This is a genomic window from Gemmata sp. SH-PL17 (assembly GCF_001610855.1).
Classification (GTDB): Bacteria; Planctomycetota; Planctomycetia; order Gemmatales; family Gemmataceae; genus Gemmata; species Gemmata massiliana.
In genome coordinates this window covers 7055635-7080791 of record NZ_CP011271.1, presented here as the reverse complement: position 1 = coordinate 7080791, position 25157 = coordinate 7055635, and the positions used below count along the sequence as shown (strand labels likewise).

General features: G+C 64.9%; 17 protein-coding genes and 1 pseudogene. 13 read left to right on the top strand and 5 right to left on the bottom strand.

What is annotated here, in order from left to right; translation table 11 throughout:
- Nucleotides 1-68 precede the first annotated feature (68 nt).
- Nucleotides 69-2123, top strand: coding sequence for a hypothetical protein (locus VT84_RS29245; RefSeq protein WP_082843442.1), 2055 nt, complete (start codon nt 69-71; stop codon nt 2121-2123).
- A gap of 157 nt (nt 2124-2280) precedes the next feature.
- Here the strand turns inward: VT84_RS29245 and VT84_RS29240 are convergent, their stop codons facing one another.
- Entirely contained in the window at nt 2281-2925 is a 645-nt protein-coding gene (locus VT84_RS29240; protein ID WP_082841986.1) for an MBL fold metallo-hydrolase, read from the bottom strand.
- 157 nt (nt 2926-3082) lie between these two features.
- On the opposite strand from VT84_RS29240, the gene VT84_RS29235 reads away from it, so the two are divergent.
- Nucleotides 3083-3886, top strand: coding sequence for a DUF1571 domain-containing protein (locus tag VT84_RS29235; protein ID WP_082841985.1), 804 nt, complete (start codon nt 3083-3085; stop codon nt 3884-3886).
- A gap of 164 nt (nt 3887-4050) precedes the next feature.
- Here the strand turns inward: VT84_RS29235 and VT84_RS29230 are convergent, their stop codons facing one another.
- Complete coding sequence (locus tag VT84_RS29230) at nt 4051-4332, bottom strand: hypothetical protein (protein WP_157469953.1); 282 nt, start codon at nt 4330-4332, stop codon at nt 4051-4053.
- 183 nt (nt 4333-4515) lie between these two features.
- Between VT84_RS29230 and VT84_RS29225 the strand changes: the two genes are divergently transcribed.
- Nucleotides 4516-5505 carry a phosphoglycerate dehydrogenase gene (locus VT84_RS29225; RefSeq protein WP_082841983.1) on the top strand — a complete coding sequence of 330 codons (990 nt, stop codon included), beginning with the start codon at nt 4516-4518 and terminating at the stop codon, nt 5503-5505.
- A gap of 4 nt (nt 5506-5509) precedes the next feature.
- On the opposite strand, the gene VT84_RS29220 is transcribed toward VT84_RS29225, so the two are convergent.
- Complete coding sequence (locus VT84_RS29220) at nt 5510-7309, bottom strand: sigma-70 family RNA polymerase sigma factor (RefSeq protein WP_082841982.1); 1800 nt, start codon at nt 7307-7309, stop codon at nt 5510-5512.
- A 153-nt stretch (nt 7310-7462) separates the two neighbouring features.
- On the opposite strand from VT84_RS29220, the gene VT84_RS29215 reads away from it, so the two are divergent.
- The 10 genes and pseudogenes from VT84_RS29215 to VT84_RS42520 all read left to right on the top strand — a co-directional run.
- Nucleotides 7463-9253, top strand: coding sequence for an RNA polymerase sigma factor (locus tag VT84_RS29215; RefSeq protein WP_082841981.1), 1791 nt, complete (start codon nt 7463-7465; stop codon nt 9251-9253).
- Nucleotides 9254-10355: 1102 nt separating this feature from the next.
- Nucleotides 10356-10511: a hypothetical protein gene (locus VT84_RS39000; RefSeq protein WP_157469950.1), complete on the top strand. Its 156-nt coding sequence runs from the start codon at nt 10356-10358 to the stop codon at nt 10509-10511.
- Between the two features lie 10 nt (nt 10512-10521).
- Nucleotides 10522-10896 carry a hypothetical protein gene (locus VT84_RS29205; RefSeq protein WP_157469948.1) on the top strand — a complete coding sequence of 125 codons (375 nt, stop codon included), beginning with the start codon at nt 10522-10524 and terminating at the stop codon, nt 10894-10896.
- 689 nt (nt 10897-11585) lie between these two features.
- The gene (locus VT84_RS29200) at nt 11586-15008 is read left to right on the top strand and encodes an ABC transporter permease (protein ID WP_082841978.1); all 3423 of its coding nucleotides are present in this window, start codon (nt 11586-11588) and stop codon (nt 15006-15008) included.
- A 50-nt stretch (nt 15009-15058) separates the two neighbouring features.
- Nucleotides 15059-17365, top strand: a complete 2307-nt coding sequence (locus VT84_RS29195; RefSeq protein WP_082841977.1) for a GMC family oxidoreductase — start codon at nt 15059-15061, stop codon at nt 17363-17365.
- Nucleotides 17366-19978: a hypothetical protein gene (locus VT84_RS29190; protein ID WP_082841976.1), complete on the top strand. Its 2613-nt coding sequence runs from the start codon at nt 17366-17368 to the stop codon at nt 19976-19978.
- Complete coding sequence (locus VT84_RS29185) at nt 19975-21333, top strand: DUF4331 family protein (protein ID WP_082841975.1); 1359 nt, start codon at nt 19975-19977, stop codon at nt 21331-21333. Before VT84_RS29190 ends, VT84_RS29185 begins: the two co-directional genes overlap by 4 nt.
- On the top strand, nt 21330-22421 hold the full coding sequence (locus VT84_RS29180) for a hypothetical protein (RefSeq protein WP_082841974.1): 1092 nt from the start codon (nt 21330-21332) through the stop codon (nt 22419-22421). The genes VT84_RS29185 and VT84_RS29180 overlap by 4 nt, the downstream gene beginning before the upstream one ends.
- A gap of 40 nt (nt 22422-22461) precedes the next feature.
- Nucleotides 22462-22983 carry an alpha-amylase family glycosyl hydrolase gene (locus tag VT84_RS29175; protein ID WP_082841973.1) on the top strand — a complete coding sequence of 174 codons (522 nt, stop codon included), beginning with the start codon at nt 22462-22464 and terminating at the stop codon, nt 22981-22983.
- A gap of 29 nt (nt 22984-23012) precedes the next feature.
- Nucleotides 23013-23504, top strand: a pseudogene (locus VT84_RS42520) (alpha/beta fold hydrolase); the annotation flags it as partial.
- Nucleotides 23505-24050: 546 nt separating this feature from the next.
- On the opposite strand, the gene VT84_RS29165 reads toward VT84_RS42520, so the two are convergent.
- Both VT84_RS29165 and VT84_RS29160 read right to left on the bottom strand, forming a co-directional pair.
- A complete protein-coding gene (locus tag VT84_RS29165; RefSeq protein WP_052554770.1) occupies nt 24051-24605 on the bottom strand; it encodes a transposase in 555 nt (184 codons plus the stop codon).
- A 16-nt stretch (nt 24606-24621) separates the two neighbouring features.
- Nucleotides 24622-25113, bottom strand: coding sequence for a winged helix-turn-helix domain-containing protein (locus VT84_RS29160; protein ID WP_082838205.1), 492 nt, complete (start codon nt 25111-25113; stop codon nt 24622-24624).
- Between the last annotated feature and the right edge of the window lie 44 nt (nt 25114-25157).

Genomic DNA, 25157 nt, shown 5'->3' with positions numbered 1-25157 from the left:
CGATGGAGAAGATGAGAGGCACCGGACTCGCGGTGCGACTGTGGGCCAGCGCGACGGGGAGTACGGACATGGGGCGTGCCTGGAAATTGAGCCGCTGTGTCGCGGGCGGTTTGTTGTGCGTCGCGGGCTTCGCTCGCGGGGGCGAACCGGCACCCGCGCCCCTGCCGCATAAAGCTGCCACGAAAGCGCCGGCCGCGCTGCCTCCGCTACCACCCGCTCCGGCCGCACTGCCAGGGGCGGTGCTCCCAGGGGTAGTGGCTCCGCCCGCTTCTCCGTCCAACGCCGCACTGCCGCCCATCCCCGCGATCCCGACAGGTGGAGACGGACCGAAGCCGGCCGCGCAGCCCACCGGGTTGCCGCAAGACACCACGCGGCAGCCCATCGACCGGTTACTGGAGCCGGCGAACCCGCCCAAGCCCGGTGGCCCGCAAGACGCCGCGTCCCCGGCGTCGTATGCGTACTTCCCGACGCTCGGGTTCGCCGGGCAGAGCGGCGTGCTCCCGCGGTCCGGGAGTAACAACGAGTACGAAACCGTTGAGGACCGGTGGCGCACCGGGTTCCCCGCGTGGGACCGCTACGGCCTCAACCACCCGCGCGTGTTCGACTACCCGTACCGGCTCGGGCGCTGGTACGACCCGTACAACCAAAACGTTCTCAAGGGCGACTACCCGATCATCGGGCAGCACACGTTCCTGGCGCTCACCGGCACGAGCAGTACGCTGTTCGAGGGCCGGATGATCCCGACGGCGACGACGCCGTTCGAGAGCACCGCGCGGCCCCTGGAAACGGAGTTCTTCCAGCGCCCGGGCCAGTTCGTGTTCTCCGAGCTGACGACGCTCTCGTTCGACTTGTTCCACGGCGACGCGGCGTTCAAGCCGGCGGACTGGCGGGTGAAGGTGACCCCGGCGTTCAACGCCAACACGCTCAGCGTGTCCGAACTGGGCGTCATCAACCCGGACGTGCGCAAGGGGACGGTGCGGAACCGGTCGTGGACGACGGTGCAAGAGTGGTTCGCGGAGTACAAGATCGCGGACCTCAGCCCGCAGTACGACTTCGTCTCGGTCCGGGCCGGTTCGCAGCCGTTCACGAGCGACTTCCGCGGGTTCATTTTCAGCGACGTGAACCGCGGCGTGCGCCTGTTCGGGAACCTGGACGGGAACCGCACGCAGTTCAACCTCGCGTACTTCCGGCAGTTGGAAAAGGACACCAACAGCCAGCTCAACACGTTCACCGACCGCGACCAGGACATCATCATCGCGAACCTGTACCGGCAGGATTTCATCTTCCCCGGGTACACGTCGTCGGTGAGCTACCACTACAACAACGACGCGCCCTCGACGAAGTTCGACAAGAACGGGTTCCTGGTGCGCCCGGACCCGGCCGGCACGTTCCAGCCGCACCGCGTCGAAGCGCACTATCTGGGGTGGGCCGGGGACGGTCACATCGACCGGTACAACATCTCGCACGCCTTTTATTGGGTGCTCGGGCGCGACAGCCGCAACCCGATCGCGGGCCAGCCGACGTCGATCAGCGCCCAGCTCGCCGCGCTCGAACTGTCCTACGACCGCGACTGGGCGCGGTTCCGCGTGAGCGGCCTGTACCAGTCCGGTGACGGCAACGCCCGCAACGGCCACGCGACCGGCTTCGACTCGATCCTCGACCAGCAGAACTTCGGGGGCGAGTTCAGCTTCTGGCGCCGGAACCGCGTCCCGCTGTTCGGCGTGGGGCTGACGAACGACCAGAGCAATCTGGCGAACCTGCGGTCGAGCCGCATCCAGGGGCAGAGCAACTTCGTGAACCCCGGTTTGTGGCTGATTAACTCCGGGGTGGACTTCGACATCACCCCGCGGTTGCGGTCGATCAACAACGCGAACGCGCTGTTCTTCGACAAGACGAGTTCGCTGGAAGTGTTCACGTTCCAGAGCAACATCGACCGGTTCATCGGCGTCGACCTGAGCACCGGGCTGGAGTACCGCCCGCGCCTGAACAACAACGCGATCTTCATGGGCGGGTTGGCCGTGCTGCTTCCGGGGGGCGGGTTCCGCCAACTGTACAACGACAAGGGCGGCGGGAAGGTGACGAGCCTGTTCTCCGGGTTCGGCGAAATCATCTTCACGTTCTGAGCGCGGATTGAGAGGGAGGAACCTACCCCCTACCCCCCTCCCTAAAGGGAAGGGGAGCAGACTCTTCGAGTCAGCTAGCACAGGCAAATTATCCGAGAGCTCGCGCGCCTGCTCCCCTTCCCTTTAGGGAGGGGGTTGGGGGGTAGGTTCCTCCCTCTCAATCCGCGACGAACGGGTTCGTGCGCTTCTCGTGTCCGACTGTTGTGACCGGTCCGTGACCGGGGTACACCACCGTGTTGTCCGGCAGTGCCCACAGTACGCGGCGGATTCCGGACTTCAGTCGCTCGTGGCTTCCCCCGGGAAAATCGGTCCGCCCCACGCTCCCGCGGAACAGCACGTCGCCGCCCAGTACCGTGGTCGGCTGCGTCTCGCGGATCACGTACACGACGTGACCGGGCGAGTGGCCCGGGATCTCGAACACGTCCAGCGCGAGGCCCGCCACGGTGAACGTTTCGCCTTCCGATACGGTGCGGTCCGCGGGCGGGCTGGTGATGTCGAACCCGAACGGGGCGCTCAGGTTCTGCGTCGAATCGGTGAGCATCGCCGCGTCGCCGGCGCCGATGATGATCGGCACGTCCGGGTGCGCCTGTTTGAGTGCGGCGTTCCCCGCAATGTGGTCACAATGCCCGTGCGTGCAGACGATCGCGACCAGTTTGAGGCTACGTTCCGCGAGCGCTTCGAGGATCAGGTCCGGTTCAAAACCGGGATCGATTACGAATGCGTCCGGGCTGCCGTCCTTCCACACGACGTAAGAGTTCTCGGCAAACGGCTGCGACTCGATGGTGAAAATTTGAACTGGCATAAGCTCCTCGAACGCGCACGCAGACCCATCGTTATTCAATTTTATGCACCCCGCCAATTAGCCCGAAAATTCCGAACATCTCGTCTTCCCTCAACGCGACGGGGGCGGTATACGCCGCGGGTAAAGACTCATTACTTGGTCGTTGGGGGAACGAACCATGCGTGGGAAGAGGTGGGCGTCGGTGGCGTGCGCCGGCTTGTTCGTGGGCGGCGCGGGCATCGCCCAACCGCCGAAGTCGACACCGGTGAAGGCCGAGTTGAATAAGCTCGAAGCGCCGAAGGCGCCCGAGGGCGCGAAGGCCGGCGACGCGCTCGTGACGATGATCGCGGACACTCGCGCGGCACTGGCCAAGACCCGTGACTACACCTGCACGTTCACGCGCCAGGAAGTACGGAACGGGGCGCTCTCGGCCGAACAGGTCGCGGAGATGAAGGTGCGGCTGAACCCGGGCGGCGTGTACGTTCGGTTCGCCCGGCCCGATACGATCGCGGGTATGGAAGTCGCCTACACCGCGGCGCGGAAGAACCAGAAGATGCGGTACCGCCCGGCCGGGGTGGGCGGCGCGAAGGGGTTCCGGACGGTCGACCTCGACGACAGCAAGTTCCTAGCCGAGAACCGGCACCCGGTCACCGAGTGGACCATGAGCGCGGTCATTGATCGCGTGACCGCGGCCACCGCCCGCGAGAAGACGCTGAACAACCCGGTCGAAGTCTACACGGGCGACTTCCAGTTCGCCGGGCGCAACGTGACCCGGTACGAGATCCTGACGCGCCGGCCGCACGCCTTCCGGTACGCGCACCGCATGCTGGTGTACATCGACAAGGAAACGAAGCTCCCGCTCCGGTACGAGGCCTACGACCAGCCGAAGGGCAGCGCGGCCGTGGGCGACCTGTTCGAGGCGTACAGTTTCAGCGACGTGAAGCTCAACGTCGGCCTGGGCGAGAGCAACTTCGACTATTGAGTCGATACCGGGCTGTTGAGTTCTCTCGGTTGCGTCACTCCACCCGCTCGTTATCGCGGTTCGCCAAGAGACTCCAGCGAACCGCGATAACGAGCGGGTGGGCGCCAGTACCGGTCCACTTCCACACATTAAAACAGCCCTGAGCCAGTACCCCGGCGATTGCACTACCGCTTCCGCCGGGGTACTTTGTTCTTGTTCCCGATCGTGTTTAGCTCGTCGCTCTGCGACAGGACGATGTTGCGTCGTCCGAGAAAGTTGCTCGGCACTCGTCTCGGGGAAGGCTGTTCCAGCACCGCTTTCGCGGCGCGCCGGTTCTGGCGCCAGGCGGTCTGGATCAACCCCGCAGTTCGTGGTTCCGCCTGGCGCCAGAACCGGCGCGCCGCGGCGTTGCTGTGAGCCTTCCGCAACCCAGGTTGAGAAGTAGACGCCTCGGGAATATTGGCCATTCGGTCGCACGCGGGCTGGGAGCAATTCCCGGCCCGCGCTGTTTTGTGGCTGGTGGCGCACAAAAAAGGCTCCCGCGCGCTCGCCAAACCGGGTACGGTAGTGCTCCTCCGACCTTCTCCTATACCAACGCGACCCGGGCGCAACCCGGGCGCCCTCAACTCTTCCAATTGGACGTGCAAGAAATGCCCACGGTGCTGATCTCCCCGCGCGAAGTGGCCAAATTCGCAGACAAGTTCCGCAACGTACTCGAAGGGGCTGGCCTGAATGTCGCCGTTCTTCCGCCGGCCGAAGTGAACATGCCGACCGAGGATGAACTGCTCGTCGCCCTCCACGGCGTCGAGGCAGTCGTCGCCGGGTCCGAGCCGTACTCGCCGCGGGTGCTGGCCGCGAATCCTCAGTTGCGTGTGATTGCTCGCGTGGGCGTTGGCTACGACGCGGTTGATTTGCCCGCGGCCACGGCCGGCGGGGTGGCGGTCACGATCGCACCGGGCACCAATCAGGGGTCGGTCGCCGAACACGCATTCGCACTCATGCTCGGGTTCACGCGGCACGTCCCCGCGCGCCACGCGGCTTTAGCTTCCGGCGGGTGGAACCGACTCATGAGCACCCCTCTGCGCGGGCTCACGCTCGGGTTGGCTGGGTTGGGGCGCATTGGGAAGGCCGTTGCGACGCGCGCGGCCGCGTTCGAGATGCGGGTAATCGCCTACGATCCGTTTCCGGATACTGCGTTCTGTATCGCCCACGGGATCGAACTCGTGTCGTTCGACCACCTGCTCGCCGAGTCCGATTTCCTCTCACTGCACTTACCGCTCACCGCGGAGACGCGGCACGTCATCAACCGCACGACACTGGCGCAAATGAAGCCGGGCGCGGTGCTGGTGAACACGTCGCGTGGTGGGTTGGTGTGCGAAGCCGATCTCGTCCCGGCGCTCCGGGACGGGCACTTGGGTGGGGCCGGGCTGGACGTGTTCGAGGTGGAACCGACGCCGGCCGATAACCCGCTTCGCACGCTGCCGAACGTGGTGCTGACGCCGCACGCGGCGGGTGTGGACGTGCGCTCGCTCGAAGACATGGCTCGGTCCGCGGCGGAAGCGATCGCGTCGCTGCGCCGCGGGGAGTGGCCGACGGAGAAGGTAGTGAATCCCGACGTCCGGTCCGCGTTCCGCTGGTAACTCGCTATTTGCGCGGGCGGTTTCCGGTCGGAATGTCTACGTCGAGCTTTTCGAGCAGCTTCGATACCTCCTGAAACAGTTCTGCATCGGCCCGGACGATCAACTGGTTCGTTCGGGCTTCGGCGGTGATCTCCGCGTTCGGGAACACTTTCTTCAGCACCGGCACCAGTTCTTCCGCAGTCGCGTGTTTCAGTACGACCACTTTCAATCCCGCACTCCCACGAGCACCGCCCGGCATCATCCCCGCGCCGGACGCACCGCCCGGCAATCCACCGAACAGTGGCCCCGATCCTTCGGCCCCCGGTGTCGGTTCACTTCCCGGTCCCATTGGCACGACCACTTTCAATCCCGCGCCCACACTGGCACCGCCGGTGCCCGGCAATCCGCCGAGCGTTCCTCCCGATCCTTCTGCTCCCGGCGCCGGCCCGCTTCCCGGTCCCATCGGCCCGGCCCCACGGCCACCCGGCAACCTGGAGCCGTCCATTGGCATTGGCCCGCCGATTCCCGGCCCCGAGCCGGGGACTCCGAGCATACCGCCCGGACCCATCATAACTGGTCCCGGCATGCCACCGAAGACGGGAGTCGGATCTCCGCCCTTCCGCTTCTTGAAGACGAGTACCAAATCATTTTGCCCGAAGAGGTTGGACGAGCAGAATTCCCACCCGTCTTTGCCGTGCTGCGTGATGACCTTCTCGAAGTCCCTGCGGTCGTTATTCACGTCTACGAACTTGTAGTCCCATACCGTTTTGGGAGCTACTGCCGAGCCTCCCGGTCCCGGCATACCCGGCATTCCAGGACTAAAACCCGTAACCCCGCCCGGAGCACCCGGAGGCAATCCTCCCGCTCCAGGAGCGCCCGCGCCCGGAGGAGGGCCACCGGCTCCCACCCCAGGACCACCGAGTCCCGGAGGTGCGCCACCGGGCGCGCCAGGAAATCCGGCTCCTGGCCCGGGACGACCGGGGCCACCCCCGGGTTGCTGGGCGTCGACTTTCGACACCCAGACCGCGCCGCCCGTTAATCCGAAGACCAGCGCGACTACCCCGGTAGCCGCAAACAGCTTCATTCGCATCGTCACACCCTCCGTAAGTCCACGAGCCAGCGCGGTCGCGGTACTCGATGCCGCGACCGGCGAGACGGGAAACGTTTTCACCGCGTTAAACAATTTGGCCGGCAGCGCGCTCGCGGCGCCGGCGGTCAGTCCGATGCCCACCACGGCCGCGGGCGCGACCCCGCGAGCAGTGAGCCGGCTCAACAAGAACTGCCGCGCCTTGCACAACCGTCCCGACACCGAACCGAGCGGCCAGCCGAGTCGAGTGGCCGCGTCCGACTGCGAAACGCCTTCGAGTTCGCACAGCACGAACACGGTTCGTTCCGCTTCCGGGAGTTGCTGTACTTCTTCGTGAACGGTCGCGACGAGCGCGCCCCACGCCGCGTCCGACACCGACGGAGCGACTTCGGAGTGGGCCGCGTTGCGCTCGCGCGCCCGCCGGCGCGCGAACTCCCGTTTCGCCCGCGTCGCGACGCGGATCGAGACCCCGTGTAGCCATGCTGGTATCGTGCGCCCGTTGCGGATGCGCGGGGCCGAACGCACCAGCGCGAGAAAGACCGCCTGGAATGCGTCTTCGGCGTCGGCATTGTGAGGAAGCAACTGGCGACACACGGCCCACACGAGCGGTCCGTGCCGGCGCACGATCTCCTCGAACGCGGGCTCGTCGCGCTCCCGAACGAACCGGGCGAGCAACTCCGCGTCGGAGGTGACGGCCTCGATCTTTCGAGTCACCGCATGTAGCAGGGCCGTTATCATCGCGGATAAGTTCCCGCACCGAGAAAATTCCTACGGCTCTCGAAAATTTATCTTCGCGCGCCCGGTTCCGGTCCGGACGGTCAAATACTCGAAATTGTTCCGCCGTTCTTTGTTGGCGGGGAAAATACAAGCAGTGCGGACGAGGGACGAGCGATGCGGAAGGCCCAAACGAACCCGACCCTCCGGTACATCCGAGGGCTGGCGCAGGCGACCGAAGACACCCGCGTCGCGGACCGAGAGCTCCTCGTTCGGATCGCCGCACGCGATGAAACCGCGACCGCGGCGCTGGTTCGCCGGCACGGGGCGATGGTTCTGGGAGTGTGCCTTCGTGTCCTCCGACACCAGCAGGATGCCGAGGACGCATTCCAGGCCACATTCGTCGCATTGGCTCGTGCGGCTGCCTCGCTTCGCCCGCGCGAATCGGTCGGTGGGTGGCTCCACAGTGTGGCTTACCGGACCGCCCAGAAGATGCGGGTCGCGGTCGCTCGTCGCCGGAAGCACGAAGAGCGGGCCGCTGACCGGGTACACGCGGACCCGCTCGACCAACTCACCGTGCGAGAGGCGAACGACGTCCTCGATGCGGAACTCGCCCGGCTCCCCGACAAATTTCGCGTGCCGCTCGTTCTTTGCTACCTCGAAGGGCTCACGCGAGACGAAGCGGCTACTCGGCTCGGGTGGCCGGAGAGCACGCTGAAAAGTCGACTGGAACAGGCCCGGGAACGGCTCGGTGCCCGCCTCTCGGTTCGCGGGCTGACACTATCCGGGGTGCTCGTCGCCGCCTTCTTCACCGGTGGGTCAGCAACGGCCGTTACTCCCGCACTTCTGGTTTCAACAGTTGGTGCTGCAACAGCGCAGGCGGGGGCACACCTGCCCGCTGTTTCGGCCCCCGTTTCCGCTCTGGCGGAAGGAGTGAAAACAATGTCTGCGGCCAAACTCAAGATCGTGACGACGGTCCTGCTCGGAATCGCGGCACTCGGTACCTGGGCGGGGATCGGTCTTTCCTCAGCCACCCTCGAGGTGCCGACGCAACGCGCCGCCGTGGATGTTCCGAAACCCGATTCTCCCGCGCCGGAAAAGGCACGCGGAGCAGAGAACGAACTCGGCAAGATCGAGCGCACGATCGCGAAGGAGCCGAAGTACACGTCCAAGACTCCCAAGTATTGCCTGCTCGTATTTGGCCCCGAGGCGAAGACCCGCGTTTGGCTCGTTCACGACGGTGACAACCTCTACGTCGACCGAAACGGGAACGGTGATCTCACGGAAGAGGACGACCGCGTCGTCGCGACGAACGACCTAGCTCGGTTCGATGATGCCTCGGAGAAAAACGAGACCCGCACGGGTACCACCTTGCTGAAAGCTCCGTTCAAGGTCGGCACCATCACCGAACGCGACGGAAAGACGAAACACAATCTGTGGGTGGTCTACGCTGAAAAAAGCGAGGACATGAGCGAGCGATACGGCATCTGGGCCGAAGTGAACGGGAAGTACATTCAGGCGACCGAGTACGCATTCAGCTTCGGTGGCCGGCCGAAGGATGCTCCGATCGTTCACCTGAACGGCCCGCTCGCGTTTCATCCCTGGGTACCCGACTACGCTCTCCCGCGTGGTGACAAACCGGGGCAACTTATCGTCCGCGTGGGGACCGACGGGGTGGGCAAATGGGCGGGGGCGTGGCTGAATCCGTTCCGCGGCATCCCCGACGACATCCACCCGATCGCGGACATCGAGTTCCCGAACAAACAGGTCGGGGGGAAGGCGATCCAAGTCCAGATCCCGCTGACAAAGCGCGGTTCCGGAGATGACTTGTTCTCTGATGATCTGCCGGTCCCCGACGACGCGGGAGAGGGTAAGGCGAAAGTGACCGTTCATTTCAAGGACTGGCGGGGCGCGCAGGTGAAGCCGCTCACCTTTGAAGTCCCCATCGAACCACTGAAGAAGCCCTGAGCTTCAACTTCTGCTGTGACTTGTTTCTGGCGTGGGTTTGGTTGTGGCTGGGAGATCGTGGACCGGTGAAAACGAAACCGCCCGCGTCGGGTGGTGGGCGAATGGGCGCCCGACGCGGGCGGGGTTCCGAGGGCGACCCGGAACGGAATATCGATGATGTTGGGTTGTTCACATGAAACCCGGTCGTGGGCGCGACCGGGTTACTTTGGGCGAGGGCGACACACTTTTGGGCGATCGGGCGACTACAGGCGGGCGAACTCGGGCGAACCGTGGGCGAAAACTTTGGGCGATAATGGGCGAACCGTGGGCGACTTCGGACAGCGGGCGAACCAGTGCTGGGCGAAAATTGGGCGATTCTTTTTGGGCGATCCTGGGCGACGTATCAGCTAAAAGCACGACCCGTACCACCGACGAAAATAAATGCTAAATTAGTTGCAAGTTGAATTGGAGTTGGTATTTACGATTTTGACTCGAAATGGTGAGGAAAAATTAGGCGCGGCGAAAGCCGTCGTGGAATCCGACATCCGAGGAAAATGCGTCGGGCTTTCCGTCGTCGGAAGTTTGACTCTGTGGGGTGATGTGGCGTAGTATGTCTACAGACCGGCCGCGGTTCCCGAACTGATTGGGCGACAGTTCGGTATATCGCGGCCGGTTCTTTTATTTCTGCTGCTTATCTCACTGCAATTCTTCCGCACTCAATCCCGTAATAACCCATTGGTTTGCTGACGTGTTCCGTCGCGTTATAGTGGCGGCTATGTCCGATGCTTCTGCCGTGCCCGATTCGCAGCAACTCAAAGCTGCGGGGACGTTTTGCACGCACGCACTTGCGTGCCCGGTTCGTGGCCCTCAAACGACCCGATTTTGGTCGAGTCGGATCACACCGTTCCGAAGCTCGTGCGTGCCGGCGCGGACGTCGTCGCGACCACACGGTTCCCGAAGGACGCGGCGCGCCGGTTCGCGACCTCTCTCGCTCAGCAGGTGAGCCACCTCGACATCTTTGTGTCGAACGCCGCACAAACAGTTCGCCGCCCGCTCGCTTACTACCACGCGCTCGTTGCGGGCGAGCATTTCGCGCGCGAGCCTGCCCGTCCTCGCGCGCGAAATGCTCGCCCCAGTCGTAAACTCGGGCGCGCTGATTCCCGCTTCGGACGCGACACTCGCGAGTGCGAACTGGCACGCGAAACTCGCGCTCCTTCCGCTCGTTGCGGGCGACGAGGTCACCGAAGCGTTTCCCGGGGCAACTGGCTCCCGACGGTGAACCACTGGATTTGCGTGCAGAGAACAGTTGGGGCTTGGCCCACGAGGACGTGAGCACCGTCGAACTGGTCGAAGTTCACGCGGTGAATTGTCTGGCACCGTTCTTACTTTTGCGAGCCCTGCGGCCTCTATTTCGCGCCGGCCCGCCGCGTGACCGGTTCGCGGTGATGGTGTCCGCGGTGGAGGGGCAGCTCGCGAGCGAAAAGAACGGGCGCCACCCCCACACGAACATGGCGAAGGCCAGGCTGAACATGATGGTCCGCATGTCCGCGCCGGAGTTCGCCGCGGACCGCGTGTTCCTGACGGCGGTCGATCCGACCCTGTGCCACGCCGAGCAGCGGTTGCTAAAAAGGGGCCTACGTCGCCCTCGCGCTGTGTGCCACTAAGTCCGCACGGGGCCGCGCCCTGAACACCGAGGTCCCAACCGACGCAGCGATAGGACCGAGTTGGAGAACCGACACCGCGTGGTACTCGCTTCAAGCGAGCCGGGTGTAAGATCTCCTCGCGCCTGTGGACCAAACTCACTTTACGGTGCGTCCCTGTCGACGGAGAGCCGGCACCCTTAAACAAATGCTACCGGCCGTAAGTACGTCCCGCGCCGCCTGATCTTTGCGTCTTAGTTTATCTAAAATTAGTCGGACCATGTCGGTCGAATAGTGCGACGGGGCTCGCTACACGATTCATCCCTTTCTCGTATTGCCCCTAACTTAGGGGAAGTAAGTGATTCGGCGCAGTCAGTTCATCAATTCTCACCTTGTGTTCAGTTCCGAACGGGTACCGCACTTTGTTGTCCGGAATGGAACGACACGCACGTTAGAGAAGATAGGCATCAAGTCAACTCGCCCAGAAAATTAGCAGATCGACGTGGCACGACCAACCTCCAGCCAAGAGCGCGTCAAGTGCCGCACGGGTACCTGCGGTCACGTTCTCAAAAATGTCATTTTTATTGGTCCGCGCGAGCACGGGCGTCGCTTGTATGGGTGGGCCCCATCCACCCCGAGAAGCCCGTCTCCGAATGTGTGATCGCACGGATCGAAACGTTTAACAGAACCACTCAACCGACGAGCCGAATTTCATGCGCAAGACGACTACCCTGGGGTTGTTGGTGGCACTGTCCGCGGCGCTCGTCATCGGGTGCGCGGGGGATAGCGGGAAGAACATTCCCCCGGACGAGGCCCTGGCGCGAGTGCGCAAATACGGCGGCGAGTACGGCTCACTCGGTAAAGGGGCGGACGCGAAAACCTGGGAGAAGGCCGCTTACGAATACTACCGCCCCGCGTCCCTGAACTACTTCGAGGACATGGACGCGATGGGGACAACGGATGTCGTGGGGGCGAAAAAGCTTGCGCTCTCGCCGGAGGCCATCAAGGGGCGGAATGCGTGGGTGATCTGGACCGCTGGGAACGAGGCGTGGTGGAACTGGCTCGCCCAGTACGGCTACGGCACGATCGACCTACTCAAACTCGTAGACCACACGAACCGGAACGTCCGCTTCAACCGCACGGGGCTGATGAACGAGCCCGCCACGCGCCCGCCGACCGATGCAGAAACAGAGAAAACATACGGGGTCCGCTTTGCGCGCCCCGGAACCACGGACAGCCCCGCGCCCGGGGGCAAAATTCACGTCGAGTACCGCAAGGACCGCGACGGCTGGCACCCGTCGAGCAGCTTCGACCCCGAGAAGCCCTACTCGGATGGCGGTTACAACAAGTCCGAACCCGAACACCGCTACCCGGTTTACGGCTACCCGTCGGGCGTTGTCGGGCTGCGCCTGTTCCCGAACCCCGACTTCACCAAGGACGCCGCAGCGCGGTGGAACCCGAAGCTCTACTACGAGGACAGTGACGAGGGGCGCAAGTACGCCAAGCAGCCCGACACGATCCGCCCGTACCGCGTGGGGATGAGCTGCGGGTTCTGCCACATCGCGCCGCACCCGCTCAACCCGCCCGCGGACGCGAATGCCCCGGAGTGGGCGAACCTGTCCAACAACATCGGCAACCAGTTCATGCGCATCCGCGCGGTATTCGGGAACACCCTCAAGCCGGACAACTACCTCTACCACGTGTTCGATTCACAGCTCCCGGGCGCGGTCGATACGTCGGGCTACCCGTCGGACAACAACAACAACCCGAACACTATCAACTCGTTCTTCGGGCTCGCGGGGCGCCTCAACCGCGCCCAACACATCCCGAAGGAAACGATCAGCGCGGACACCCTCACGTACCTCCGCACCTACGTCGATCCGAAGTTCGAGAGCCCCCGCAACGTCCCCCGCGTGCTGCTCGACGGCTCTGACAGCGTCGGCGTCCACATCGCCCTGTCGCGCGTGTACCTGAACATCGGCACGCACCACCAGCAGTGGATCCGCACGCAGAACCCGCTGATCGGGTTCCGCAAGCAGGAGCCGTTCAAGCTCCACGACATCGCCGAGAACTCGCTCTACTGGCACGCGACCCTGCTCCGCATCGACCCGATGGCCGCGTTCTTCACGGCCTCGACTGACCCGATGCGGCTGAAGGACGTCGTCCGACCCGCCGCACCGAACGAGGCGCAGGCGCTCGACAAGCTGCTGAAAGAGAACCTGCGCGGAACGGGGCTCCCGTGGTACACCGCGGCCAAAACCGAACCCGAACCGAAGAAGGATGACGCCAAGAAAGACGTGCCCCCTAAGAAGGCGGAACCCGAAAAGTCCCTCCCGATCGTCGGCGGTGCCGGCGATTACGCGAAGGGGCGCCAGGTGTTCGCCAAGGGGTGCATCGCGTGCCACTCCAGTGTTCAGCCGGGCGACCTGATCTACCTGGAACAGAAACTGGTTGCCGGCCCGGGCCGGGAGCGGCTCCCGGCGTTGGGTGAATTACCTCCGGATTGGGAAATGCGCCCGCCTGCGGAACGAGAGCAATTGCTGGCCAAGGCGCTCGCCCCGCGCCAAACCCTCCGCCTCACCGAGGCCGATCGCGCTCGATTGACGCGGGGCGACGGCGAACTTCCCCCGGCGTACAAGCAATGGGCCGACGCCGCTGTGCATTACCCCGAGTTCTGGGAATACACGGCGAAGGTCCGGGACAAGAACGGGCAGGTGGTCAAGGACGGCGCGGGGAAGGAGCAGGCCACGACGGTCCACAACTTCCTGTCCATTGACGAGCGCGTCTCGATCACGCTCCCCCACACGAACTCCGGGCGCGCGGTCGCGACCAACGCCCTCCACGGGAACGTGTGGGAAGACTTCGCATCCGAAACGTACAAGGAACTCGCACCCGTCGGGGCGATCCGTTACCACGACCCGTTCTCCGGCGCAGAGAAGACGTACACGCCCCCCGGTGGAGGGCCGGGCTACTACCGCGTGCCCACGCTCATCAGTATTTGGGCCACCGCGCCGTTCTTGCACAACAATTCGCGGGGGATGTTCAACAACGACCCTTCCGCCGCGGGGCGCCTGAAAGTGTTCGACGACGCCATCGCCCGGCACCTGTCGCCCGAGCTGAACCGGGTGCCCAGCAAGCAAGTGTACTGGAGCGGCGAGGGGAACGAGCGGACGATCGATGACGGGTGGTACTCGGGGAAATCCGGGGACCAAGTCACAGACACCACCAAGTCCGCGGCGCGGCGTGCAACTGACAACGGGTGGATCTGGCGAACGACGGACGAGAGCTGGCTGCAGTTTGAAGGGCCGCACGTTCCCACGCTCGTCGGCGGGGTGCTCGGGCTGTCGCCGTTCTGGATGAGCGTTCTCCCCTGGGTGCCCGCGCTTGCCTTCTTACTGCTCGGGATCTTGCTCCTGCTGAGTGAACGGCTGATCGTGGTCCGCGAACGATACTTTGCGTGGCTGTGGTGGCTTCTCGCGCCAATTTGGTGGATCGTCGGGTTCGTCGGGATCGTCTTGGCGATCGGTGGTACCGTGTTCGCACTCCACCGGTTCTGGCCGTTCGTCATGCTCCTCGACGTGGCGACGCAGGAATCGATTTGGGGCCTGCGCTTCCTGGCCGTCGTGCTCCCGTTCGTGCTGTTCGGATCGCTCGCTCTCCTGTTCACCATCCACCGCATCCGGGCCGGGAGCCCGCGCCGCCGAATCGGGCAGTTCGTGGGCGCGGTGTGCCTCGTGCTGGCGCTCGTCTCCGCGCTCAGCTTCGGCCGGTTCCTTTCGGGGCGCGGGGAAGGGGTGCGGCTCGGGCCGATCCCGGAAGGCGTGCCGATCAACATCATCGCTAACACCAACCCGAACGCGACGCGCGAGCAGAAGCTCGAAGCCCTCACCGCGCTCACGGACTTCTTCTTGAAGTACCGGAACGTGAAACCCGGCGCGTCCGAAGGGAACCGGGAAGCAAGTAAAGGCGAGCGCGAGGCCCGGCGCATTGAGTTCGAGCAAACGGTCGGCCCCGCGCTGCTGCGTGCGAGCAAGTGCCCGGACTACGTCACGGACCGCGGGCACGACTACGAGTTCATTCGCCACCTGACGGCCGAGGAGAAGGCCGAACTGATCGCGCTCCTCAAAACGTTCTGATCGTTTCACGGGTCCGGTCCGCGACAGGCTTCAACCGAGAAAGACGACACATGGCCGATATCAGACCCGAGTGGACCGACCCCGCACGCACCCCGATCGACTTCATCATCGTCGGCGCGGGGGCCGGCGGTGCGCCACTCGCAGCGCGGCTCGCCGAGCGCGGGTACACGGTCCTCGTCACCGAAATGGGGCCGAAACAGCCCCCCAAGCCCGCGGACGCGGTCGTCGAGAACACCGAGGTGCCGCTCCTCCACCCCGAAGTCACCGAAGACCCGCGGCACGCGCTGCGGTTCTTCGTGAAGCACTTCGATACCGACCCGACCGGGAGCCACGACCCGAAACAGTACGTACCGCCCCAGAACTCGACGGCCATTCACCCGGAGGACGAACACGGCATTTTCTACCCGCGTGCGCAGGGTGTGGGCGGTTGCACGGTTCACAACGCGATGATTACGGTGTCGGGACCATCGGAGGACTGGGACCAGATCACCGAAGCGACCGGCGACGAGAGCTGGCGCGGCGAGCGCATGCGGTCCTACTTCGAGCGCGTCGAGCACTGCCACTACAACAAGCCGTCGCGCATTCGGCGCATCCTCAAGAAATACTTCCGCGTGCCGACCGGCTGGGAAGACGACCGACACGGCAAACGCGGGTGGCTGAACACGACCGTGGCCGATCTGGGGCTGTTGTTCCATGATTGGCGGCTCCTGAAAGTGGTCGCGGGGGCCGCGTTCGGCGCGCTCCGGGCGGGCGTCGAAACCCTGCGTAACCTCCTGCGCTGGGCGTGGCTCACGGACAAATCGTTCCCGAACCTCGATCCGAACCACTGGCGGCGGATGCGAACGGGCGGCGAGGGGCTACTCCGCATCCCGTGCGCGATCTCACCGGACGGCACGCGGTCCGATCCGCGTGCGCGACTCTTCGCCGTGCTCGCGAACCCTCACCACGGCCCGCGCGTTCAACTGCTGACGGGCGTGTGCGTCACCGGGATCGAGTTCAAAACAGACGTACCCGCGGCAGTTGTGGGTGGGGTCCAAACGACCCTCCAGGCGATCGGCGTCCGGTGCGTTCCGCAGGAACACGTTTACGAGGCGGACCCGGTCGCGCGCACCGTTGACGGGTGGGAAGCGAAACAGGTCCGGCTGTACTGTCGGCGCGAAGTGCTCCTGTGCGGCGGGGCGTTCAACACGCCGCAGCTCCTGATGCTCTCCGGGATCGGTTGCCAGAAACACCTCACCGAGCAGGGCATCGAAACCCGCGTGAATGTGCCCGGAGTGGGGCAGAACCTTCAGGACCGGTACGAGGTGCCGGTGGTCGCGACCGTGACGGGCGCGTTCGAGAGCCTCGCCGGACTCGGGACCACCTCCCACGGCAAGGTCGGAGAAGACGATCCGTACCTGAAGCGCTGGCGCGAGCAACCCCGGCACTCGGCCGCGGAACGCGGGGTTTATTCGACCAACGGCGGGCTGATCGGCATCCTGAAGCGATCGAACCAGGAGGATTCGGTACCGGACTTATTCATCTTCGCGCTGGCCGGGTATTTTCCGGGCTACCACGTCGGCTACTCGAAGCCCGCCGCGTTCGTGCGGCAACTCACGCCGGCCGAAGCCGCTAAGACACTGCCCCCCGAAGAGCAAGCCGCGCAAGACGCAAAGGCGGCCGCGACGCCAAAAAGGACTGTCACCTGGCTGATCCTTAAATCGCGCACGCGGCACCACGGCGGCGAGGTGCGGCTCCGTTCGACCAGCCCGTTCCGCAGGCCCGACATCAACTTCCGCTCGTTCCCGCTCGGTACGAGCGACAAGGACGCACTCGCACTGGCCGACGGCATCACGTTCATCGAGGAGTTTCTCGAAAGTGGCAAGCGGAAGGGGATCATCGAGAGCTACGGGTGCCCGGGCCTCAGCGACCCACCGTTCTCCGGGGACCGGAGCAAGTGGGTGCGGAGCATCGCCTGGGGTCACCACGCTTGCGGCACCTGTCGCATCGGCAGCGACGCAGACGACGACGCGGTGCTCGACAGCCGGTTCCGCGTGCGCGGGGTCCAGGGGCTGCGAGTGGTGGATGCGTGCGTGTTCCCGCGCATTCCGGGCATCTTCATCGTCACCAACGTGTACATGGTGGCCGAGAAAGCCGCCGACGTGCTCACCGAGGACCACCCGTTGACCAACTTACCCGCCGAGTGCCGGGCGGCACTGGCCGACGAACCGGTAATGCGGTCGCGCCCCGAGTACGAGGAGCGGCGCGTGTACCCGAAGGAACTGGAAGCGGCCGAGGCCGCACTGGTCTGGCAGCGGCGCGAGGCCGCGTATCGAGCGCCGGCCGGGGCGAAGAAACAACCGGCGGAGGCCCCCTAAATGAGCGCCGACCAGACCGCGAAACCGTGGCTGTTGGAACTCGGCCCCCCGGAACACCCGTCAGGGGTTCCGGCCGCCGATTCGTCCACAAATCGGTCACTGACTGAGCACGGAAAGGCCACAGATGCGCTGCCCCACGACGCACTCGGGCTGGCACTCTCTGGGGGCGGAATCCGGAGCGCTTCATTTTGTTTGGGGCTGGTGCAGGCACTCGCCCGTTCCAAGTGGCTCCCCAAGGTGGACTTTCTCTCCACCGTGTCGGGCGGCGGCTACACCGGCGCGTTCCTCGGGCGGTTCTTCGACCAGTGCGGTAAGCCGGACGGCCTGACCGGGGCCGTACCCGATACGGCCGACGGCGCGGGGCAGGACCGCGTCGCACGGGATCTGGTCGATTCGCGGTCCGCGTCGATCAGTTGGCTCCGGCGGCACGCGAACTACCTGTCCCCGAGCGGCCACGGTGAGATGGCCACCAACATCGCCGGGTTCTGGCGCAATCTGATCTCCGTGTACTTCGTCCTCGCGTTCTTTCTCGTCACCGTTTTCGGGCTGTTGAACGCGATCGAGTACAGCTCCCTTTTGGGTTCATACGACCGCGGTCCGTTGGCCGGCGTGCTAAATGACGTACTCGATGCGCTGACCCCGATAACCGGCTCGCTCATGGTCCACGCCGGGCCGTGGGCGGTCATCGCGGAACTGGTGCTGTGGCTAGGCGTTCTCCCACTGATGCTCGCGTACTGGCTCGTCTCGCAGGATTTGCCGGAAACGTTCATCGCCCCCGTACTGGCAAGCGCCGCGATCCTGGCCGGGGCAATCCTACTGGCGGCACAAAGCCCACTCGGATTAGTGGTGCTCGCGAGTGCGGTAATTTGGGCGCTCATCGTTTGGGCCATCGTGCGCCGCGATGAGGGACACTTTGATCAATTTAACCCGTCGCGCCTCGCACTGGCCCGCAACCACCTGACGCAGTGGCTCGCGTTCTGGCTCACGGCGACGGTCGGGTTGCTCGCGCTGGCTGTGATCGACGGCTTGGGGCGCTGGCTCGCGTGGCGCATGCTTCAGGGCGGATTGACCGTTCCGAACATCGCGAGTTGGCTCCTGTCCGCGGGGGCGAGTGTGTTCGGGTTGGCCACGGGATTACGGGTCGCGATCCGGTTCCTGGTGGGCGAGTCGCCGAAGGGCTCCTCGGTGCTCATGTTCTCGCGCCCCTTCCTGGTCGCAGCGCTCATTACCTTCATCGGCGTGGTTCCCCCGCTCGTGGTGCTGGCGTTCATTAGCCAGACCGCATACGAACTCGGGAACACGTACAACCGTGGGCTCGCCTTCACCGGCGTCACGCTGGTCGTGAGCTTGCTTCTCGGGCTGCGGGCGTGCGTGGAGTTCATCAACCGGTCCGGGCCGCTCAACATCTACGCCAGCCGACTGGCCCGGGCGTTTCTCGGTGCGGTGAATCCCGCGCGCCGGACGCACCCCGAGGGCCGTAACGTAACGCACGTTGTGCCGGGCGACGACGTGCCACTAACCGAATACGCGCCGCACGCGGCCGGCGGACCGCTCCACCTCATCAACTGTGCGGTGAACGAAACAATCGACGTCGCCTCGCAGCGCGGGTTGCGCGACCGGCAGGCGGAAAATATGGCCGTCGGGCCGGCGGGGGTGAGCGTCGCTCAAAACTGGCACGCACTCTGGCTACCGAACGGGACCGACCCGCAACTCGTCCCGCTCGCCGAACCCGGTGAAGTTCGGCCGCACCCGTTTCTCGCAAAGGGCAATGGCCCGGTCCGAGTTGAAGGGCTTTCGCTGCGCGAGTGGATGGCGATCTCGGGCGCGGCGTTCGGGCCTGGAATGGGCCGCCGAACCGGACTGGCTCACGCGCTCCTTCTGACGCTCGCGAACCTGCGGCTCGGGTACTGGTGGAACTCCGGCCTAAACACGAGCCGGCGCGCCAACATTCCCGGAACGCGCGGGATCGGGCGCCGACTCACGGTGCTGTTCTCGACGCTGTTTCAGGCGCAAGCGCTTTTACTGTCAGAACTAACGGGGCGGTTCGCCGGGCCGTGGGAGCGGTACTGGAACCTATCCGACGGCGGGAACTTCGAGAATACTGGCGCTTACGAGTTGTTGCGTCGGCGGGTGCCCTTTGTGATCGCGTGCGACGCCGGGGAAGACCCGCAACACCGTGGTTCGGACCTCGCGCGGCTCGTGCGCCTCGCGCGGATCGATTTGGGGGCTGAAATCACCGAAGTGGCCCCGACGCCCGCTGCGTTCCCCGCGGGTGTCGCGCCGCACATCGGTACCCTCGCCGACCTCCTCGTGCCCGCCGGTCAACCGTCGCGGGCGCACGCGGCCCTGTTCCTCGTTCGCTACCCACAACCGGCGGACAGCGCGAGCACCGACCCGTGGGCGCGCCGAACGCACACCTGGCTGCTGTACATCAAGGCCACGGTTACGGGGGACGAACCGCCGGACGTGCTCAACTACGAAGCCACGCACCCCGACTTCCCGAACGAAACGACCCTCGACCAAGTGTTCGACGAGCCGCAGTGGGAGAGCTACCGCGCGCTGGGCGACCACATCGGCACCAACCTCTTCGTTCAACCGAGGGAACCAGCATGATTACGTTGAACCACCGGCCCCTCGGTTGGATCGCGGCCGCGCTCCTCGTCGCGCTGATCGCCACCCCGGTGTCCGCGTCCGACCACGCGGACCCCATCGATCCGCTGCGAATGAGTACGGACGACGACCGCGGGCTCACCGGCTTGTTCGCATTTCCGACGAAGGAGGGAAAGCGCGTCGACGATCCGAAGGACGGCGACAGCCTCGTATTGGTCCTTTGTGTCAACCGGTTGCTGAGTGTTCCGCCGCCGTACAAGGGGCTGGATACGTACACGTTCAAGATCCACGTCGACACGCAGCGCGAGGTGCGCATCAATTACCCCAAAGACCTCGCCAACCCGATGCGCCCGGAAGAGCGCGATACGGCCCGGTACGGGGGCGTCGTGGTCAACCCCGAGTTGATCGACCCGACATTCAGCATCACCATGCGGTTGAAGAACGACCTGGGGCCGTTCTCCGAAGAAAATTTCATCGAGCGGGTCGTCACAGTCAACAACGGCGATGGTGAAAAGACACTCACCCCGGCCGAAATGGGCAAGACGGTTCCGCAGTGGGGGGCTGGGGTGCGTGACGACCCGTTCATCTTCCCGCCGTTCTTCGGAACGAACGTAATTGCGATGGTGGTGCGCATCCCGTTCGCCAACATCCCGGCGCCGCGCGGAACGTTCATCACGTGGGCCACTGTCGAGCGGAACGGCGCCCAGTTCGACCACGTCGGGCGCAGCCAGCGGACCCAGTTACCGCGGTTCGATTTCTTGAACACGATCCCGCCCAAAGAGCACGTGAGCACTATCAAGAAAATGCGAACCGACCCGTCGCTCCGGTTGGACGTGCTGCGGTATCTCTTCCCGTCCGAGTTCGCGTTCCGGGGGTTCGACGATCAGCCCGACGTGATGGTCTTCACCAAGGACCGCGTTACGGGGTTCCCGAACGGGCGCAGGCTCCAGGACGACGTCGCGAAACTCACCTGCGAACAGGGCGACTGCCAGTTGTACGAGCTGTCGTTCGCGAAACCGCGACTGCCCGAGTCCGAGCGCCTCTCCCAGTACAAGGCGGGGCGCCCGACTGCCAACGACAAGGAATTCTCCGACACCTGGCCGTACCTGGCCGAGCCGTGGCCCGATATGGACCCGGTTCCACCGCCCGGGCTCTCGACCAAGAACCAGATTTATGTGGGCAGCGCCCTCGCGCTTACCGCTGTGGTCTTTTTGTTCCCCTGGGTGTTGTACTTCCGCTCAAAGGCGCAACTCCGTCGATTGCGCGCAACGCTCCCGGCCCGCGTGCCCCAACCACCGGTACCGCCCATGCCGCTCGGCCCGGTTACAAGCACACAGCCCGTGGGAGGAGCGCAATGAGTGCCGAGGACGACCCGCTCACCGCGTTCCAGGGGGACCAGGCGTTCGGCTCCGAAGATCGGGTCTACGAGGGATCGACGTTTCGTGAGGTGCGCGACGCCGTCTTCGCCGAATCGCGGTACTTCGATGTGTGGCCTGGACCGGGAAAGGCGCTGCTGCCGAACTACCCGCTCACGCTCGGCACGCTGCTCCGCCGGTTCCTGAATTCCAGGAAGTACCCGTTCTTTCAGGCCGCGCAACGAACGGTCGATTCCAAAGCGGATTTACGATGGGGACCGGACCGTAAGGGCGTGCGCCGGCTTCTGCACCCGAACGGCGTGTGTCTCACGGGTACCTGGGAAATCACCGAACCCAACGATCACACCGGCTACTTTCGGCAAGGTAGCAAGGGGTTGGTGATCGCGCGGTATTCGGTTGGGGGCGGTACCCGGCGCGGCGATCCGCGGTCACTCGCGATGGTCGGCAAACTCTACCCCACCACCGACCCCAACAGCCCGGACCGCGTGCGCCCAGCCGCCTTCATCACACAGGAAGATTTCGGCGGTACCGACGTTTCGCACATCAACGACGCGGAACTCCGGAACGCGCCCGATACGCGCGCTTGGCGCCGCGGACTGGTCGTGTTCGCGATGCTGAGTGTCACCGGGTTGGTGTTCAGCCGCGCGGACACGCACCCCACGTTCCGCCAACTGTACGAGATCGCGGAACTCGGCAAGCCTCCGACCGAGCCGACCCGTGCGCCGGAGTTTCTCCGGTTCTTGGTCCACGAGGACCAGCCTCGAATCCCGGGTACCGGCCTCGATTTCCGGGACGAGGTCCTGGCGCAGATCTACGACGGCGGCGACCCCGTTCCGAAGCGCCAACTGGTCTTCCACATCGAGGTATCGGACACCGGCTACACGCGCGGGCCGGCGTTCTATCAGCGGCGCACGATCTCGAACTGGAAGCGCATCGGGCGCCTCGTCTTCACCGAAGCGGTGACGTCGTACAACGGCGACTTCGTCGTTCACTTCCACCACCCCGGCTGGCGCGCGGACCGAAACGACCCGGCGACCGCGCTCCGTCAGGGCGGGCGCCGGGTCCGATGACTCCGCACGAACTTTCGTTGCCCATAAACACGAGGATCTCATGGCGGTCCGCGACGAACTGCTCGCCCACACGCGCCCGGACCGCGTCCGGACCGTCCCGCGCGTCCCGTCGGGCAGCGCCCACCCCTCGTCGAGCGACTGGCGCGACGAGGTGCTCTACTTCCTGCTCCAGGACCGGTTCAGCGACGGCGGCGAAGCCGGTCGACCGCTCCTGGGTCGCAACGACCGCAACGCGGCGCGCCCGGCGCCCACCGGGGCCACGACCTGGCGCTGGGACCGGTGGGCCGCGTCCGGCTCGGACCGGTGGCAGGGCGGGACGATCCGGGGGATCACGTCGAAGCTGGACTACATCAAGCAACTCGGGGCGACCACGATCTGGGTCGGGCCGGTGTTCAAGCAGCGCGGGCACCTGAACTCGTACCACGGGTACGGCATCCAGGACTTCCTGAACGTCGACCCGCGGTTCGGCACCCGTCAGGATCTCGTCGATGACGGTACGGCGTTCATCGAAGTGCGCGCCCACGGCCCGTCCGAGTGCCTCGTCCTGCTCAACCACCCGTGAAACGAACCCGTTCCGAGTGCGAGGGCATAATGGGCGACACGAGAATTACAGAAAGCGGAACCGAACTGTTCTTGAGTGCGGAAGTGCTGTGGCACGAAACCCCGACCGCGCGAATCGCGTACCAGCGGGTGGGCCGGGGACCGGCGCTTGTGTTTTTCCACGGGTGGCCGCTTTGGAGCTTCACGTTCCGGGAGCTCCTGCCGCACCTCGTTGATAACTACACGTGCTACTTGATCGATCTGCCGGGCGGCGGGAACACGGTTTGGACCCGGGACACCGATTCCACCTGGCCCGGTCAGGCCGCGAGCGTGAAATCGCTGCTCGAAGAACTGGCACTGGAAGAGTATTTCCTGTCCGGCCAGGACTCGGGTGCAATGGTCGCGCGCCACCTGTGCTTGCTCGACGGCCGGCGCGTCCGGAAGTTCGTGATGACCAACACGGAGGTGCCGGGTCACCGCCCACCCTACCTCCCAACGTACCGCAGGCTGGCGTACTTTCCCGGTGCGAGTGCGTTCACCCGCATCGCCCTGGCAATGGGTGGGCTCTTGCGGTCGGATCTTGGGTTCGGCGCCTCGATTTCCCCCGAGCGGATCGACGGCGAGTTCCGCGATCACATTATCCGCCCATTAGTGCGGTCACGGTACCGAGCGCGCGGGCACCTCCGGTTCTTGCGGGGGGGGGAGCTGGAGGGTGTTGGACCACTGGCGCGCGTTCCACGCGCGAATCCCCGCGCCGGTTCTCTTGATTTGGGGCGCTGCGGACCGAACGTTTTCGCTCGCACTCGCCAACACGATGGCCGAGCAATGATCCAGCCGAGCCGAAGTGTGCGATCGAAGGCGCGCACCTATTTGTTCACGAGGAACAGCCCGAACGAGTGGCCGCCGAGGTCCGGCGGTTCCTCAGCGCGTATCGCTTGTTGTCGCGACCAATCGATTCCTCAATGTCGTTCGCTCGATTCCGGTACTCGGGACCGGGCGCCGGAGCTCGTTTGTCTTTACTCACTCCCTTGCTCCCACGGATCTATTTCGTGGGAGCAACTGATACCAAATCCGGTTGATCCGTAACCGTCAGGCGGCGACGGCCCAGTGGAACCCAACGGCCCCGCCGACAACCATCGGGTGTTCGGTCAGCCACTGGCACCGCGTCGTGAGCGTCGCGGTTAGCCCGTTGAGATCGTTGAACACTTGGTTGGCCAAGCCCTCGCGGACCAACGGCCACAAGTGCTCGGCGGGCTGCAATTCCGGGGTGCAACTGGGCTGGCGGTGGAGTACGACGTTGGGCGGCACCCGCAATCCCTTGGCCGTGTGCCCACCCGACCCATCGAGGATCACCACCAGCACCTTACGTCCATCCGGGTCCGCCCACCCCGCGAAGTCCGCCAGGGCTTGACCCATGCACTCGGCGTTCGCCTTCGGGAGGATCAGGAACCGGCTCCGCCCGCTGTTGGGATGGGCGAACCCGTACACGAACAGGGACTCGAACTTGTGCCGCCCGTTGCTCCTCGGGCGCGTTCCCTTCAGTGCCCACGCGCGCCGCACCACCGGCTTGAGCCCAAGCCGGGCCTCATCTTCACACCACAGTTCGACCTCTTTGTCGTGGTGGCTCTGGCGCAGTTCAGCCATGAGACCGACCAGCTCGTCAAAGCCACGCCCGTTGCTGGGAACGTGTGGCCGCCTTGGGGTGCCGGGGGCGTGGGACCACCAAGCGGAACCCCAGTTCCTTGAGCCACTGCCACCCGGTCTGCTTGACGATCGCGATGCCGAACCGGTCTTTGACGAAGGCGGAGACCTTGGGTCCGCTCCATAACCCGTGGTCAGGAGGGGGCTTCTGGAGCGTGGCGAACAGCTCCGCTTGTTGAGGGGGCGTCAACTTGAAGGCGGCCCCGTTATTCCGGCGTCGGTCGATGAGTGCCTCGGGTCCGCGCGCGTTGTACCGCTTGAGGATGGCACGGCCCCAGGCGGGCGTGAATCCGACCAACTGTGCGGCCGCCGTAGCCGAGAGCGATTGGTCAGGGCGTGTGACCAACCACAGGACATGCCACCGGCTCTTCTCGGCCCCGTCGGGACAACTCCGGTATCGCAGATCGATCTCTTCGTGTGTCAAGTGCGGAACAACAGGTAGTCGCGTCATGATAAACCCTCCCCAACATTGGAGAGGGTTACGGATCAATCGGA